This is a genomic window from Corynebacterium sp. ACRPZ, from assembly GCF_022346205.1.
Lineage (GTDB): Bacteria > Actinomycetota > Actinomycetes > Mycobacteriales > Mycobacteriaceae > Corynebacterium > Corynebacterium lehmanniae.
Genome location: NZ_JAKRMR010000002.1, coordinates 25,681 through 41,130 on the forward strand (window position 1 = coordinate 25,681; position 15,450 = coordinate 41,130).

Genomic DNA, 15,450 nt, shown 5'->3' on the forward strand with positions numbered 1-15,450 from the left:
CGCAGATTCTAGCGCAGGAGGGGTGAAGTACTGGTGCTGGACCGTTGCTGGCTCTCAGCGAACCCATGCAATCGCGGGCTGACTGTATTCTGGCTGGCATGACTAACGGATTCGGCTTTTCCTTTCCTAACGACTCGAACGATGACGGCGAAAACGACGGCAACAATCGGGGCGGCGACGGAAACGGCCGCGGCGACGCGAACAACCCGTTTGCCGCGTTCGGCTTCGGCGGGGGCCAGCCCGGCGGGGGCGGCTTAGGCGATGTGTTTAACCAGCTGGGCCAGATGCTCTCCGGCATGGGCTCGTCCATGAACGCCCAGGGCGCGGGCGACGCGGTGAACTTCGAGCTGGCCGCGCGCATGGCGCGCCAGCGCATCTCCGGCGGGAGCCCGGTCTCCGAGGCGGACACCCGCGCTGCGGAGGAATCCCTGCGCTTAGTGGAGCTGTGGCTGGACGAAGCCACGGACCTGCCCGCCAGTGGCGCGAAGGCGCAGGCGTGGAACGCCGAGCAGTGGCTGAACCAGACCATGCCGATGTGGAAGCGCCTGGTTAACCCGGTAGCCGAGCACATGAACCGCGCCCAGCTGGACTCCATGCCGGAGCAGGCCCGGGAGATGATGGGCCCGATGGCCGGGATGATGAACCAGATGAACGCCATGCAGTTCGGCATGAAACTCGGCCACGCGCTGGGCGATCTGGCGCAGCAGGCGCTGACCGGCACCGACTTCGGCCTGCCCGTGGCCCCCGCCGGCACCGCCGCGGTGCTGCCGAAAAACATCACCGAGATTTCCAAGGGCCTGGACCTGGCCGGGCAGGAAGTGATGGTCTACATCGCCGCCCGCGAGGCCGCCCGCCAGCGCCTGTTCCGCCACGTGCCGTGGCTGGTGGAGCGCATCGTCTCCTCCGTGGAGGAGTACGCCGCAGGTCTTGAGATCGACACCTCCCACATCGAGGAAGTCGCCCGCAACTTGAACCTGGAAGGCGGCGACCCGCAGCAGATCCAGGAGGCGCTTCAGAACCTGCAGGGCGAGGACCTCTCCCCACGCGTGGGCACCCGCAACGCCGGCGCCACCTCCCGTCTGGAGACGCTGATCGCCCTGGTGGAGGGCTGGGTCGACGTGGTGGTGGCTGAGGCTCTCGGTGACCGTATCCCGTCTACCCCGCAGCTGGCGGAGGCGTGGGCGCGCCGCCGCGCCACCGGCGGCTCCGCCGAGCAGGCCTTCGCCAACATCGTCGGCATCGAGCTGGGTGCCCCGCGCACCCGCGACGCCGCCGAGCTGTGGCGCCGCATCGACACCGCCGTGGGCACCGAGCGCCGCGACCAGGTGTGGAACCACCCGGACTTTATGCCGTCCGCGGAGCACCTGGACAACCCGGCGGCCTTCATTGACACGCTTCTCGATGATCAGCCCGACACCGATTTCGACGACGAATTTGCCAAGCTCGAGCAGGAGCTGCGCGACAACCCGGAGCTCAAGCGCGAGGACGGCGACGGTAAGGACGACGGCCGCGAGGACGGCACCGAGCTCTAGGCACCAAAGCGCTGGTAGGCCTCCAGGTAGCCGCGTGCGCGCTCCGCGTACGGCACCTTGTCCGCCCACTCGTAGAATTTAGCGCTGTGGTTGGGGATGAACGTGTGCGTCAGCTCGTGCACGATCACCGCGTCCAGCACGTAGTCCGGCACCTGCTGTAACCGGTCGCTGATGCGGATGTCGCCGGTGGCAACCGTGCAGGAGCCCCACCGGGAGCGCTGGTTGGACACCCACCTGATCGAGCCGATGCGCGCCTGGCCGTCCAGGACGTGCGTGTTCAGGGAATCGGCGCGCGTGCGCAGGGAATCGTCGTCAAGCGGGCGCGCCTTTGTTTTGCGCTCGAGCTTGGCCAGCATCTCGGTGACCGCCTCGCGCTCCTGTGCGTCAGTGAAGTGCGCGGGGATGCGAATCTCCGCCACCCCGCCGACGATCCGCGCCTGCACCGAGCGCGTCCTGCGCGCCGAGCGGATCACGCGGTACGGCGTTGAATTGTTCTGCGTTTGCCTGCCAGCCATGGCAATGCATTGTAGGATCCCGCATCGGGGGTGGATGCAGGGATGATCAACAACAACTCACGGGTGAAACTCGCCCAGGGCGCGCACCCGTTTCTGCGCGCAGACAACGTCATGCAATTCGGCACCGACGCCACACGAACTGGGTTAGTGACCACCGACAACGCCAAGGACGTCGTTGCACTTCTGGGGGTGCTCATGCGGCCGCGGCGGCTGGGCTGGGTGCTGGAGCAACTCGCCGAGCTCATCGGCGCCGAGGCCGCGCGCAGCTTGGTGGACGACCTGCTCAGCTACCGGGTGCTCGTGCCGGCTGTGAAACCCGAGGTGCTGCTGGTCGGCCACGGGCGTTTGGCCGCGGCGGTGACCGCCAGGCTTCGCGAGTGCGGTCTGGACGTGCGCACGCAAGCGCGCAACGAGGCGCTGTCGAAGTTCCTCCTGCGCGGCGACACGTGGGTGCCCGTGGCGGCGGTGAGCACCACTGCCCTGCTCGGCGAGCTCGCCGCGCTCACCCGGCAGCGCCAGGGCGCAGTGCTGCCGGTCACACAGGTGGACGCGCGCGTAGTGGTGGGCCCGGTGTGCGCACGCCCTGGCCCCTGCCCGTTGTGCGTGCGCCTCTACCTTCTGGACCGGGACCCGAACTGGCCCGTGGTGGAGCAGCGCGCGCCGCTGAGCGTGCAGGGCGAGTCCATCGCCGCGGCGGCAGGCGCTGCCTTCGCCGCAATGTCCCTGCGGCGTTTGGCGGGCGTGCCGGACCCGCCCGGGGTCTCCGCGCCAAAGCCGGACGCCGGTCTGCTCACCGTGGTGGACCCGTTCGCGCCCGAACCGGTGTCCACGGCGACGCTGCCGCCGCACCCGGACTGCGCAATGTGTTTTTAGGGGTGCTTCTAGCGGAACTGCTCCAGCACCTCGAGCACGCCCGCGCCGTAGTTGTCCACCTTCACCGGGCCCACGCCGGACACACCGAGCAGCTCGCGCTCGTCGGCAGGCATGGCCTCCGCGATGGACATCAGCGTGGCGTCGGTGAACACCACGAACGCCGGTTGGCCCGCGGCGCGGGAGACGTCCAGGCGCCAGCGCTTCAGCGCGGCATAGACGGCCTCGTCGAAGTTCGGCTCGCACTCCTCGTGGCGGCCCAGGGACTTCTCCGCGGGCGTGCCCAGCTGGTTGCCACACACCCGGCAGCGCTTCGCGCGCTTCAGCCGCTGCGGGGACTTTTCCACCTCCAGCTCGGGCACCAGCCCGTCCAAAAAGCGCGAGCGGGTGCGGCTTTTGTGCCCGCCCTCCTGGCGTGCCAGCGACCATGACATGTGCAGGTGCTCGCGCGCACGGGTGACACCGACGTAGAACAGGCGGCGCTCCTCCTCGATCTGCTCGTCGCCAGCTTTCAGCGCGTGCGAGATCGGCAGCGTCTTTTCCACCAGGCCGACCAAGAACACCGCGTCCCACTCCAGGCCCTTCGCGGCGTGCAGGCTGGCCAGCGTCACCCCGTCCACCGCCGGGGGCTGCTTCGCCTCAGCGCGGCGGCGCAACGAGCCCAGCACTTCCGCCATGGTGGACGCCTCGCGGGTGCGCACGATCTCCTCGATCAAATCCACCAGCGCGCTGAGGGACTGCCAGCGCTCGCGCGCCTTCGCGCCCTCCGGTTCCTCCGGCGTCAGCCCCAGCGGGGCGAGCGCGGCACGCGCGATGCGCACCGGATCGTCCGGCAGGTCCGTGCGCTTGGAAGCACGCAGCAGCTGCGCGAACGCCTCGCGGATCTCCGCGCGCTGGAAAAACCCTTCGCCGCCGCGGACCTGGTAGACAATCCCCTCGTCCGCGAGTGCGGCTTCAAACGCGGCGGACTGGGCGTTGATGCGGTACAAGATGGCGATTTCGCGGGCAGGGACGCCGTCGTTCAGCAGCTTGCGCACCTTCTGCGCCACCGCGCGGGCCTCCGCGGGCTCGTCGTCATAGCCGTTGAACTGCGGTTCTGGACCGTGCCCGCGCATGCCCTGCAGCTCCAGACGGGTGCCGGCGATGCGGCCGCTGGCCTTGCCGATGACGGTGTTGGCCAGGTCCGTGATCTCCACCGTCGAGCGGTAGTCACGCTGCAGCTTCACCACGGTCGCGTGCTCGTACGTGCGCGAAAAGTTCAACAGGTAATCCGGGGTCGCGCCGGTAAACGAGTAAATGGTCTGGTTGGCGTCGCCGACCACCGTCAGGTCGTCGCGGGTGCCCAGCCAGGCCTCCAGCACGCGCTGTTGCAAGGGGGTGACGTCCTGGTACTCGTCCACAACGAACGACTGGTACTGCGCGCGGAACTCCTCCGCCACCGCCGGCGCGTTCTCCAGGGCCCCGGCGACGTGGATGAGCAGGTCGTCGTAATCGATCAGCATGCCCTCCGGGCTGGTCTTCGCCTCCTCGTAGAAGCGGTAGACCTGCGCGACCTTCTGCGCGTCCGCCGGAGGGGTGCGTGGGGAGTCGGCGATGCGCTGCACGTAGTCCTCCGGGCCGATGACCGATGACTTCGCCCACTCGATCTCACTGAGCAAGTCGCGCACCATTTCCTTGCCCGTGTCCAGGCCTGCGGCGCGGGTGGCGCGCGCGACGATGGGGAACTTGTTGTCCAGCACCCGCCACGGCAGATCGCCTGCGATCTGGGGCCAGAAGTACTGCAGCTGGCGCATCGCCGCGGAGTGGAACGTGCGCGCCTGCACCCCGCCGATGCCCATCGCGGTCAAGCGGTCGCGCATCTCGCCGGCGGCGCGCTTGGTAAACGTCACCGCCAGCACACGGTTCGGGGCGACCTGGCCGCGGTCGATCAGGTTGGCGATGCGGTAGGTGATCGTGCGGGTTTTGCCGGTGCCCGCGCCGGCGAGGATGCACACCGGCCCGCGCGGCGCTTCCGCCGCCACACGCTGGTCCTCATCCAGCACGCTGAGGTCTATCGCCATGGGTGTGCTCCTTCCGGGTTGGGTGTCTGCGGTGTCGGCGGTGTCGGCCGTGTGGCCGCCCAGTCGTCGATGAGCGCGCGGGCGATGGTGCCCTCCACCGCGAGCGTGAGAGAGTCCAGTTCGTCGCGGCTGGCCCACACGGTGCGTGTCAGCTCGCCGTCGGTGGGCGCTTGCGCATTGACGTCCGCCGTGCGCGCCGCCATGCCGAGCATGAGCGCGCCCGAGAGTGGCCACGGCTGGGAGCGCAGGTAGCGCACGCCGGTTACGCGCCGACCGGTTTCCTCCCACACCTCGCGGGCGAACGCGGCTTCGAGGGTCTCGCCGACATCCACGTAGCCTGCCACCAGGGTGAGGTAGCCGGGGCGGCGGGCGTTTTCCACCAGCAGGATCCGCTCGCCTTTCGGGTCCTCCACCAGGCCGATCACGCACGGGTCCAGCCGCGGGAAGATTGGCCGGCCGGTGGCGCCGCGGGCGACGATGCCGCCGTCGCCCCAGCGCACCTCGGAACCGTCCGCCGGGTCGAAACGGGTGCGCTCGCGGGCGTTGACTAAACCGACCGCCCGTGCCGCCAGCGGGTGGCAGGCGTGAGTGCGCGCGTCCCCGGTAGCCCCGCCTGGCCCGGCGAGGTCTGCCGCGTCGACGCCGTGCACCCGGGCCGCGGTGACCTCGCGGGTCACGTGCACGCGGGAGGTGATTTCGGTGGCGGCCGGAGGTGCGTCGAAAAGCTTTGGCTCCCCGTCGGTACCGAGTGGGAAGCGCCCAGCAGCATCGATGAGCAACAGCATCCGGTTAATCCCGGTTGGTGATCGCGCCGTTCATGCGCACGTACAGCAGGCGATCGCCCGGCTCGACCGTCTCCGCCTCGGGGGAATCGATGCGGTAGAGCTCGCCGGAGCGCACCACGCCCAGCACGATGTCGGCGAGGTGGCGGGGGTTCGCGCCGACCTCGTCGTCCGCGATCGGGCGCTCCGCAACCGCGAAGCCCTCGTCCGGGCTGAGCAGGTCTTCCATCATCTCCACCACCGGCGGGGTCACGGTGGCGATGCCGAGCAGGCGGCCCGCGGTTTCGGAGGAGACGATCACCGAGTCCGCACCGGACTGCATGAGCAAGTGCTGGTTCTCGCCTTCGCGCACGCTGGCCACGATCATCGCGCTCGGCGCCATCTCGCGCACCGACAGAGTGATCAGCACGGCGGTGTCGTCCGACGACGGCGCCACGATCACAGACCGCGCGCGGCTGATGGCGGCCACGCGCAGCACGTCCGACTTCGTGCCGTTGCCGTGGACGGTGATCAGCCCGCGCTTCTCGGCGACGGTGAGTGCGGCCGGGTCCGGGTCGATGACCACGATCGAGGACGGCGACGCGCCGCCGGCGATCAGGGCGTCGATTGCGGAACGGCCCTTGGTGCCGTAGCCGATGACAATAGTGTGGTTACGCACGCTATTCCTCCACTGTTGGATCTGGAGTGTCTTGCGGGAATCCTCCGTGAGCACCGACAAGGTGGTGCCGACCAGGAGCATCAGGAAGGCCACGCGGGCCGGGGTGATCAGAAAAATGTTAATCAGGCGGGCGGACTGCGTCACCGGCGTGATGTCGCCGTAGCCCGTGGTGGACAGCGTCACCGCGGAGTAATACAGCGCGTCGATGAACGTCAAAGGTTCGGAGTAGCCGTCCCTGTCCAAGTACGCCACGAACGCGACGGCGACGATGAGCAGCAACGCGTAGAAGAAGCGGCGCGCGATCAGCGACCACGGGGTGGCGCGCGCCGCCGTGGGGATGTTCACAACGTCCAGCAAGCTGTGCACCGGGATCTCGGTGAGGTTGGTCGCGTCTGCGCGCAGCGACAACAGGCTCCGAAGCTTCATCCCTGCCGCTCCTCGCTTTCTAGTGCAATGTCTTCGCCGGGCGTGCCGGTGCCCGCGCCTCCGAGCATTGTCTCGAGCTGGTCAAGATCCGGCAAGGCGCGCGGCGCGAACGTCTCGCCCGTGCGCACGTAGAAAAATACCGCCCGCACCGGCTTGCCGTCACGTGCGATCCGGCGCCACGCCTCGCGGTAGACCGAAAGCTGCAGCTGGGCCGATTCCATCGCGTCGCGGCCTGGCTTTTCGCCAGTCTTCCAGTCCACCACGACCCAACCGTCATCGTCGGCGAACACGGCGTCCATGCGCCCGCGCACGACAGAATCGCCCAGTGCCAGCTCGAAGGGGTGCTCGACGTACTCGGGCGTGCGCCCGGCCCACTCGCTGGCCTCAAAGTTGCGCTTCAGCCGCTCCAGGACGGCGCGGTCCACTTCTGCCTCGTCGTTGCCCGGCAGCTCGTCTTCTGTCAACAGTGGGCGCGCTCCGTAGAACTGCTCCAGCCACTCGTGGAACGCGGTGCCGCGCTTGGCGTAGGTGTTCGGCTTGAACGGCACGGGGCGGCGGGCGCGGCGGGCGAACTGCTCCGGGTCTGCCTTCAGCGCCACCACGTCGGAGGCGGTGAGCTCGCCCGGCATGACCACCGGCACGTCCGCGGCCTGGGCGGCGCCGTGCTCCTCAATCAAGGCTGTGGCGTCGCGCTCCCAGAGCGAGAACAGCTCGCCTTCGGCGTAGTCCGGCAGCGTATCCATGGCGGTACGGACCGCTTCGGCGGCCGCGATGTCGCGCGGCGTGGGCGCGTAGTGGGGCCAGCGGCCGGACTCCGGCGCTGCCGCCTCCTGCGTGGCCTCTTCCGTGTCTTCCTCGGGCGCGGTGCCTTCGTCCCAGACCACCACGCACTCCTCCGGCACGCGTTCGCGCATGGCGGCAAAGTGCTCGTAGGGCTCTGCCTCGCGTGCCACACCTTCGCGGCGGCGCGAGCCGGTGACAATGAGTTTCTTCCCGGAGCGGGTCACCGCCACATAGAACAACCGGGCGGCTTCCTCGGCCAGATCCCCGGCGACCTCTTTGAGCCAGGCTTTGCCGGCCTTCTCAAAGTCCGAGCGGTTCTCCACGTCCGCGAAGACCGGGTAGACATCCGGGTCGCCGAACGTTTCCGGCGGCAGGAAGCGCGGGAAGGTGAGGAAGGTTTCCGTCTTGGATTTGTACGTCGCCGCGTCCGCGTGCAGCACCGCCACGGTGTCCCACTCCAGGCCCTTGGCCTTGTGCGCGGTGAGGATCTGCACCCGGTCCTCCTTCACCGCCACCGATCCCGGGGCCAAGCCGTCCTCGAAGCTGCGGGCGAGCTCGAAGAAGTGCAGCAGCCCGTCCAGGCTCGCGCCCGGGTACGCGGCAACCTCCTCAAGCAGGCGGTCCAGGTGCACCGCACCCGTGGCGGAGCCGCGGGCGAGCACTTCGGTGCGGATGCCGAAGACGTGGATGATGTCGGCGAACAGGTCGCTTAAGCGCTTGCCCAGGCTGTGGGTGCGCAGCCAGCGCAGCTTCGCCGCGGTGTCCCGCATGCGCGCGAGGCCTTCCTCGCTGTAGCGCTCCGGCTCGCCCAGGTCTGCCAGGGCGTCGGTGAGTCCCTCGGGTTTGTCGGAGCTGGCGGAGATCTCTGCGGCGCGGGCCACGAGCTCTTCCAGCTGGGCGTGCAGGTGCTCCGCCGCGTCCGCCGGGGCGGCCTCCGGCGGGGCATCAACGCCCGAGCCGTGCAGGTTGCTCGCGCGCGACGCCAGCGCTTTAAGGTCAGCCAGTCCCAGGCCCACGGCGGGTCCGCCGAGGACGCGCAGCGCGGCGGCGGTGTCGTCCGGGCGCACCAGCATCGTGGCGATGGCGACGGTGTCGGCAACCTCCGGGACGTCGAGAAGCCCTGCAAGGCCCACGATTTCGTAGGGCACCCCGCGCTCCTCCAGCGCCGCCGCCAAAACCGGCGAGTGGCGGTTCTTGCGCACCAGCGCGGCTGCGGAAAGCGCGCGTCCTTCCTGCGCGGCCGCCTGGTATTCCTGCGCAAGCGCGTCCGCCACGTAGGCGATTTCCGCGTCCTGGTCCGGGAAGAAGCCCAGGGTCACATCACCCGTATCCGCGGCCGGCCGCGCCTGCAACGCGGCCACCGCCCTGTCCTCGGCAGTGCCCAGCACCGCGTCGGAAACGCCGTTGGCCAGGTCCAGCACCTCAGGCGGGTTGCGCCAGGAGGTGGTCAGCTGCTTCTTCGGCGCCGGACCTTCGGGCGACGGGAAATCCTCCACGAACGCGGCCAGGTTGGCGGCGGTCGCGCCGCGCCAGCCGTAGATCGCCTGCATCGGGTCGCCCACTGCGGTCACCGTCATCGACGGGTCCGCGCCCTCGCCGAACAGGCTGCGCAACAGCACGCGCTGCGCGTGCGAGGTGTCCTGGTACTCGTCCAGCATGACCACGCGGTAACGGGAGCGCTGCGACTCCCCCACCGTCTGGTGGTCGCGCGCCAGCTTTGCTGCCACGGACATCTGCTCGTTGAAGGTGACCACGCCGCGGCGGCGCAGCTCCGCCGCCAGCTCCTCCACCAGCGGCAGCATGTTCACGCGCATTTCCTGCTTGGAACGCCATTTCGTTAGCACCTGGGTGAACTCCACGCGGGCGCGCGGGGCCATGGGGTAGGACTCAGTTTCTGCGAGGAAGTCGTGCGCGTGCTCGCGCACCCACTCGGGCGAGGCCAGCTCGTTGCCCATTGCGGTGGTCAGCGCGAGCAGGTCCTCCACCACGGTGGACAGCGACGGGTTGGAGCCCAACTCCGTGATCAGCCCACCGGAGTAGTTGACCACCACGTCTGTGGCGATGGCGTGCAGCTCCGCATCCGTGATCAGCCGGGCGTCCGGCTCCACCGGCACCAAAAGGCCGTACTCTCGGATCAGCTCGCCGGCGTAAGAGTCGTAGGTGGACACCGAAGGCGCGATCACCTCCAGGTTCTTCGCCAGCTCGCCGGACGGGTCGAGGCGGCGCACCAGGTCGGTGTTGGCCGCGAGCGAGCCCAGCCGGTCCCGGATGCGCTTGCCCATCTCCTGGGCGGCCTTGCGGGTAAACGTCAGGCCCAAAACTTCGTCCGGCCGGGCGTAGCCGTTGGCCACGAGCCACACCACGCGCGCGGCCATGGTTTCGGTTTTGCCCGCACCTGCGCCGGCGACCACCAGCAGCGGGCCGGGCTCCGCGCCGATCACGGCGGCTTGCTGGTCTGTCGGCGGGTATTGCTGCCCCAGGTAGCGCGACAGAAGCACGGGAGACATCGGGGTGGGGTTAGACATGGTGGATCGTCGCTCCTTCCGGCTGGATCGGGCACAGCGCTCGCACAGCGCAGCGGTCGCACTGCGGGCCGACCACGGCGAGCAACGTCGGTCCTGCGGTTTCCTCGGTCAGCCCGTCGAGCGCGACGGCGAGCGCGGCGAGCTCTTCGCTGGTTTTCGCCGCCTGTTCGCGGGTGCTCAGTTTGGTCTTGTCGGCGTTCGGGAACACCAGCACCGCCCCGCCCACCGAAAGCGCGTCTGCGCCGTCGCGAGCGGTGACCACCTTGCCGCCGTCGAACTCGCCATGCGCCAGCGCCAGCTGGTAGGTGGCCAGCTGGGGGTTGTCCGCGGTGGCGTCCACGGTCGGCGGATACGCGCCAGTTTTCAGGTCCACAATGTGCACCGCTCCGCCGCTGTCGCGCTCGAGGCGGTCCAACCTGCCGCGGATGCGCACATTGTCGCTGACCTGGACGTTCACGTCAGCTTCCACCGCAACCTGTTCGAACGCCCCGCGGCTGGCCTGCAGCCAGCCGTGCGTGCGCTCGAGCATGGCCCGAAAGTCCGCGATGTCGCGCTCGACCTTCCATTCCGGGGCGTTATCCGCGGCCCGGCGCGCCGCCACGGTCGCATCCAGCGCCTCGGTGGCATCCATGCCGTTGCCCAGCGCTTCGAAGTAGGCGTGCGCCATGGCGCCGTAGATCATGTCTAGCGATTCATCCAGGCCGGACATCCGCTCCAGCACCGCCTGCATGGGGCATGCGAGCAGCTTCTCCACCCGCGACGGCGAAAGCGCCGGCGAGACGTCGAGCGGCGCGCTTGTGGACGGCTCCGTGGTCGTCCACCACTGCTCCGGATCCGCGCCCAGCACGCCGGCGGCCGTCAAGCGCGCGAGTTGGCGCGACGCCTGGCTGCGCTGCGCCTCTGTGGATGCAGGGTCTGTCAGCACACGGCGGAACTCGGCGATCAGGTCGTCGTGCGCGAGCACGCGCACCACTGTGCTTCCGTCCTCGGCCCCAGCGGCAGCGCCCGCACTCTGGCCGACGATCCGGGCGGCATCCACAGACGTGCCCGCGATGCGCACCTCGCGCGGCTGCACCTTGAAGTCGCGGCAGAACTCCTCCACGAAACGCGAGCGCTGCTCCACTTCCTCGCCGTCGTCGCTTTCTACGGCGGTGACCAACAGCTGCTCCGTGGCGCGGCTGGTCGCCACCGTGAACAGGCGGCGCTCCTCCACCAACCGCTCGTTGATGTGGGAAACGGGCACACCGGGGTCCACGTCCTTGTCGATGAGGTCCACCAGGTCTTCCTGGCGGAACAGCGACCCGGTCTCCCCCAGGCTCGGCCACGTCAGCTCCTGCACGCCCGCCACGACCACGTGGCGGAACTCGCGGCCAACCGCTCCGTGGGCGGTGAGCAGTGCTGCGGCGTCCGGGGTGGCGTTGCGGCGGTCGCGCACGCCGGTGGGCAGCTCCTGCTCGGTGATGGACGCGACGAAGGATTCGATGCCCGCGCTGGGCCTGCGCTCCGTGTGGTCGCCCGCGGCGTCAAACAGCGCCATCACGGCGTCGAGGTCCCGGTCCGCCTGCGAGCCGGTGGCGCCGCCGCGCAGCGCGGACGCCAGCAGCCGGTTGGACAGCCCCGTGGCGTGCCAGAGCGCCCACAGCACTTCCTCCACCGTGCCGCCGCCTGCAAGCGCGCTGCGCCCGGCGTCGAGCACGTCGCGCACTCGGTGCAGGATGTCCAGCTCGCGGTCCGTGAGCACGGTGCCGAAGTCCGGGAGCGCGGTCGGGGTGGCCAAAAGCTCGCGCAGGCTTTCCTCCGCGCGGGTCTCCGGCGACCAGCGGCGCAGGCCGCGCAACAGCCTGCGCAGCGTCACCGGGTCTGCGCCGCCGACCGGGCTGAGCAGCAGGTCGCGCCACTCGGTGGCCGAAAGTTCCTCGTACAGCGCGCGCACTCCGAGCAGCAGGGCCGACACAATGCGCTGCTCCCCCAGCACCAGGTCGGTGGGGTTGAGCGAAACCGGCACCCCGGCGCGCAGCAGCGCGCGCCGCATCGGCTCAAGCAGCGGCGTGGAGCGCACCACCACCGCCATGTCGCGGTAGGCCACGCCCTCCTCCAGGTGGGCGCGGCGAAGCGTGTCCGCCACGAGCGACAGCTCGGCCGCGCTGGAATTTGCGATCGCGGCGGACCGCACAGGCGTCCTGCGGGTGGCGCCGAGGTCGATCACCTCGTGCTCCAATCCGCCGAGGTCCTTGAAAAACGCCGGGGAGGCGCCGCGGAAGTGGAACACGGACTGCTCCAGATCCCCGCCGACGACGCCGAGGTCCGCCTGCTCCAGCAGCCGTTGCACCAGCGCCGCGGATGCCGGCGCCAGGTGCTGCGCGTCGTCCACAATCACGGTGTGCCACGTGCGCGGCAGCTCCACCTCCAAGGCGGCCGCAATCAGCTCGGATGCCGAGAGGCGGTGCGCGCCGGACAGCGCCATCACCTGCTGGTACTCCCGCAAGAAGTCGCCCGAGGCGGACCAGATGCCAATGCCGTGGCGCTGGCCCAGCTCCACCAGGTCCTCCGGGCCCAGGCCGCGCTCAATGGCGCGCAGCAGAAAGTCCCTCAACTGCCGCGCAAAACCGACCATGGGAAGCGCCGGGCGCAGCTCCGCGGGCCAGGTGCCGCCGCCGTCTTCGGCGTGGCCCTGCAGCAGCTGGCGGATCACCGCGTCCTGCTCCGCGCCGGAGATCAACCGCAGCTCCTCGTCCATCTGCTGTCGCACCAGCGCGAACGCGAGCGAGTGCACGGAGCGCACCACCGGTTCGTCGGAGACAAACCCGGAAGCGGCCAGCGTGTCCGCCAGCTCCGCGCGCAGCCTCGCGCCGGTCTCCTTCGAATCGGTAAGCACCAGTACCCCGCCCGGACCGTGTTCCGCCTCGCTGCCCGCGTGCCTGCGCATCGCGGCCGCGGCGGTGTCCAGCAGGAAGCTCGACACCCCGGAACCCGGCTCACCGGTGACCTTGTACAGGCCTTGCTGGGGCAGCTCAACCGGCCATTCGCGCCGCGTGTCCGGTCGTGTGCGTGGCACGAGGTAGGCCTTCGGCTCGAGTGCGGCCGGGGGCACGGGAGAGGGTCTGGTGGAAGTCATGCCGTTGATTGTGTCACTCACTCCGACACGAGCGCCCGACCAACCCCCTCAGCTATCGAACGTATGTCCGAACCTGCAGCTCTCGCGCAGGCCAGGCGGTACTCCAGCGCGCGCCGCGCCAGCCCCCGCAGCCCCGGCACGTGCGCCCACCGGTCCAGCACGGCAGCATCGCAGGCCTTCGCCAACAGCCCGTCCACAATCACCAGCGCCGCGGTAAAGCCGCGGGGGCGTTTGCCTGAAGACGGCACAAGGTCCGTCAACGTCGGCACCATATCCCCGGAAAAGAGCAGGCAGGACGCAAAATCCATGTGCGCCACAACGTCGTCTGGCTGCGGCGTGTAGTCGCGCCACACCGCGCGCTCTGCCGTAGCGAACGCGTCGCCGCGGTCCGCCGCCGGCGCCTCGACCCCGGCCATCGCCTCGTCGTAGCGCAGGGCGGCGGACACGGCCTCGTCGATGCGCGCGCGCACCTGGCCCTCAACAAACTCGCTGGCCTTGAAGCCACCGACGACCAAGCGGCCGTCAGTGGCGCGCACCGGGCGCGACACCGCGATGCCCGCCCCGAACTCGCCGGCATGATCGCGGGCCTTGCCGGACCAGGCCGCAGTGTCGCTGGCCTCGGAGACCACCACCCGGCCGAAGCGCACACCGTTGTCCCACTCCGGGCCTAAAGGGATGCCCGCGCGGCCGTCGAGCTGGAACGCCGACAACACATGTTCGGGGATCTGCTGTGCCGCTTGCTCTGCCACCTACAGCCTCCTACAGCGCCGCGGGGCGCGGGTAGGGCCACGGGTTCGGCCGGCAGGTGTCCGGATTGTCCGGGTAATTGTCCTCCGGGCTCATCTCCCGCAGCTGCGCATTGTTCAGGCTTAAGGTCTGCTGCATCATGATCGGCGCCAGCGCGTTCGGCTCCGGGCACGGCACGTGCTCCGCAAAGCCCACGGCGTGTCCCACCTCGTGGTTGATCAGGTACTGGCGGTAGCTGCCCAGATCACCCTGGAACGGCACGGCGCCTCGCACCCAGCGCGACTCATTGAGCAGCACCGTGTCCTCGCCCGTGATGCGGGTGCGGCAGCTGGTCTCGGTGCCGATCTGCACGCCGCACAGCTCCGCCGTGGTGTCCAAAGAGGTCAGACGGATTTTCAGCGACGGGTTGTCGTTGACGCTGACGTGCTCGAAGCGGAAGCGCGGGTCGTTGATCCAACCGCGCGGATCGCTCAACGTCGCGTCAACCATGTGCGCAAACGCCTCATCCCCGCCGTAGCCCGAGGTGTCGATGCCATGCTCGACCTCCACGGCGAAGCGCACCACCAACTCGGTACCTTCGCCTGCGATCATGCCTGGAGCACCCACTTCGTAGAAGGTGCCGGCTCCGGTGGTGGTGTACGGCCCGCCCGGCGGCAAGTTGTGCGGATCAAACTCGCCTTCGGCGATCTTCGCCGGCTCCAACGGCTCCACACCGCCGTCCGGGTCTTCCTCGCGCTGCGCGGGCGAAGACGCTGCGGATTCCTCCTCCTCAGCAGAGGAAGCGGTGGAACCAACGGCCAGGTCCTCCGGGTTTTGGAACATGTTGATCAGCACAAAGACCGTGATCACGGCCAGCACGGGGATGGCGTAGGCACGCCAGCCGTACTCCTGCGCAAACGCGGCGAGCTTGCCATCACCAGCCTCGGCGTGCTTCGAGGAGGTTTTGGGCCCCCATGAGGCACCGTGAAGCTTGGCGCTTTTGCGCGTGCGCTTTTCGTCACTGCGGCGGCGCGGGCGCGCGGGCTCCGAATCTTCGGATTCGAGATCCCAGCTATCGAACCAGTCGCCGAAATCATCGTCGCCGGTTTCACGGGCGCCGAATTCGCCATCGCCAGGGCGGCGGTGCGCCCCGTGGCCGCCCCCGGTGGAGCCGCCGCGGGCGTCCCGCTCATGTGCGCCGTGCCGTTGTGCCATAAATGCGTAATTTAGCGCATGAACCCGACGGATCGGGCTGCGGCAGTACCCTGCTCCACGTACACAATGCGGTCGGTGCGGATGAGGTAAACGCGGCCCTTGTCGTCCTCCACCTTCAAGGTGGCCTGGCCACCGTCAATAGCCTGCTCAACGGTGGCGATGATGTCGTCCTGGCCCTCCGGCAGCTTGATCGTCAGTTCGCGGGGGCTGTCTGCAAGACCGATCTTGATATCCATGGCGCCA

Annotated in this window: 11 protein-coding genes; 2 read left to right on the plus strand and 9 right to left on the minus strand. The window is 69.2% G+C overall.

Annotated elements, in window-relative coordinates; translation table 11 throughout:
• Positions 1-98: 98 nt before the first annotated feature.
• Entirely contained in the window at positions 99-1,532 is a 1,434-nt protein-coding gene (locus MHX64_RS01520; protein WP_239356800.1) for a zinc-dependent metalloprotease, read from the plus strand.
• On the opposite strand, the gene MHX64_RS01525 is transcribed toward MHX64_RS01520, so the two are convergent.
• The gene (locus MHX64_RS01525; protein WP_239356801.1) at positions 1,529-2,047 is read right to left on the minus strand and encodes a M48 family metallopeptidase; all 519 of its coding nucleotides are present in this window, start codon (positions 2,045-2,047) and stop codon (positions 1,529-1,531) included. The two genes, MHX64_RS01520 and MHX64_RS01525, sit on opposite strands and share 4 nt — an antisense overlap.
• A gap of 42 nt (positions 2,048-2,089) precedes the next feature.
• Here MHX64_RS01525 and MHX64_RS01530 point away from each other — a divergent pair, with 42 nt between their 5' ends.
• Entirely contained in the window at positions 2,090-2,920 is an 831-nt protein-coding gene (locus MHX64_RS01530; RefSeq protein ID WP_239356802.1) for a hypothetical protein, read from the plus strand.
• 8 nt (positions 2,921-2,928) lie between these two features.
• On the opposite strand, the gene MHX64_RS01535 is transcribed toward MHX64_RS01530, so the two are convergent.
• Genes MHX64_RS01535 through MHX64_RS01570 form a run of 8 tightly spaced genes read right to left on the minus strand, consistent with a single transcriptional unit; the run spans position 2,929 to position 15,443 of the window.
• Entirely contained in the window at positions 2,929-4,977 is a 2,049-nt protein-coding gene (locus MHX64_RS01535; protein WP_239356803.1) for an ATP-dependent DNA helicase UvrD2, read from the minus strand.
• A complete protein-coding gene (locus MHX64_RS01540) occupies positions 4,968-5,762 on the minus strand; it encodes an NAD(+) diphosphatase (RefSeq protein WP_239356804.1) in 795 nt (264 codons plus the stop codon). The genes MHX64_RS01535 and MHX64_RS01540 overlap by 10 nt, the downstream gene beginning before the upstream one ends.
• Positions 5,763-5,766: 4 nt before the next feature.
• The gene (locus tag MHX64_RS01545; RefSeq protein ID WP_181889968.1) at positions 5,767-6,843 is read right to left on the minus strand and encodes a TrkA family potassium uptake protein; all 1,077 of its coding nucleotides are present in this window, start codon (positions 6,841-6,843) and stop codon (positions 5,767-5,769) included.
• Entirely contained in the window at positions 6,840-10,151 is a 3,312-nt protein-coding gene (locus MHX64_RS01550; protein WP_239356805.1) for an ATP-dependent helicase, read from the minus strand. The genes MHX64_RS01545 and MHX64_RS01550 overlap by 4 nt, the downstream gene beginning before the upstream one ends.
• Positions 10,144-13,266, minus strand: a complete 3,123-nt coding sequence (locus MHX64_RS01555; RefSeq protein ID WP_239356806.1) for an ATP-dependent DNA helicase — start codon at positions 13,264-13,266, stop codon at positions 10,144-10,146. Before MHX64_RS01555 ends, MHX64_RS01550 begins: the two co-directional genes overlap by 8 nt.
• A gap of 17 nt (positions 13,267-13,283) precedes the next feature.
• The gene (locus MHX64_RS01560) at positions 13,284-14,015 is read right to left on the minus strand and encodes a hypothetical protein (protein ID WP_239356807.1); all 732 of its coding nucleotides are present in this window, start codon (positions 14,013-14,015) and stop codon (positions 13,284-13,286) included.
• A gap of 10 nt (positions 14,016-14,025) precedes the next feature.
• Positions 14,026-15,207, minus strand: coding sequence for a DUF3152 domain-containing protein (locus tag MHX64_RS01565; protein WP_239356808.1), 1,182 nt, complete (start codon positions 15,205-15,207; stop codon positions 14,026-14,028).
• A gap of 11 nt (positions 15,208-15,218) precedes the next feature.
• Entirely contained in the window at positions 15,219-15,443 is a 225-nt protein-coding gene (locus tag MHX64_RS01570) for a DUF3107 domain-containing protein (RefSeq protein ID WP_194560880.1), read from the minus strand.
• Positions 15,444-15,450 lie beyond the last annotated feature (7 nt).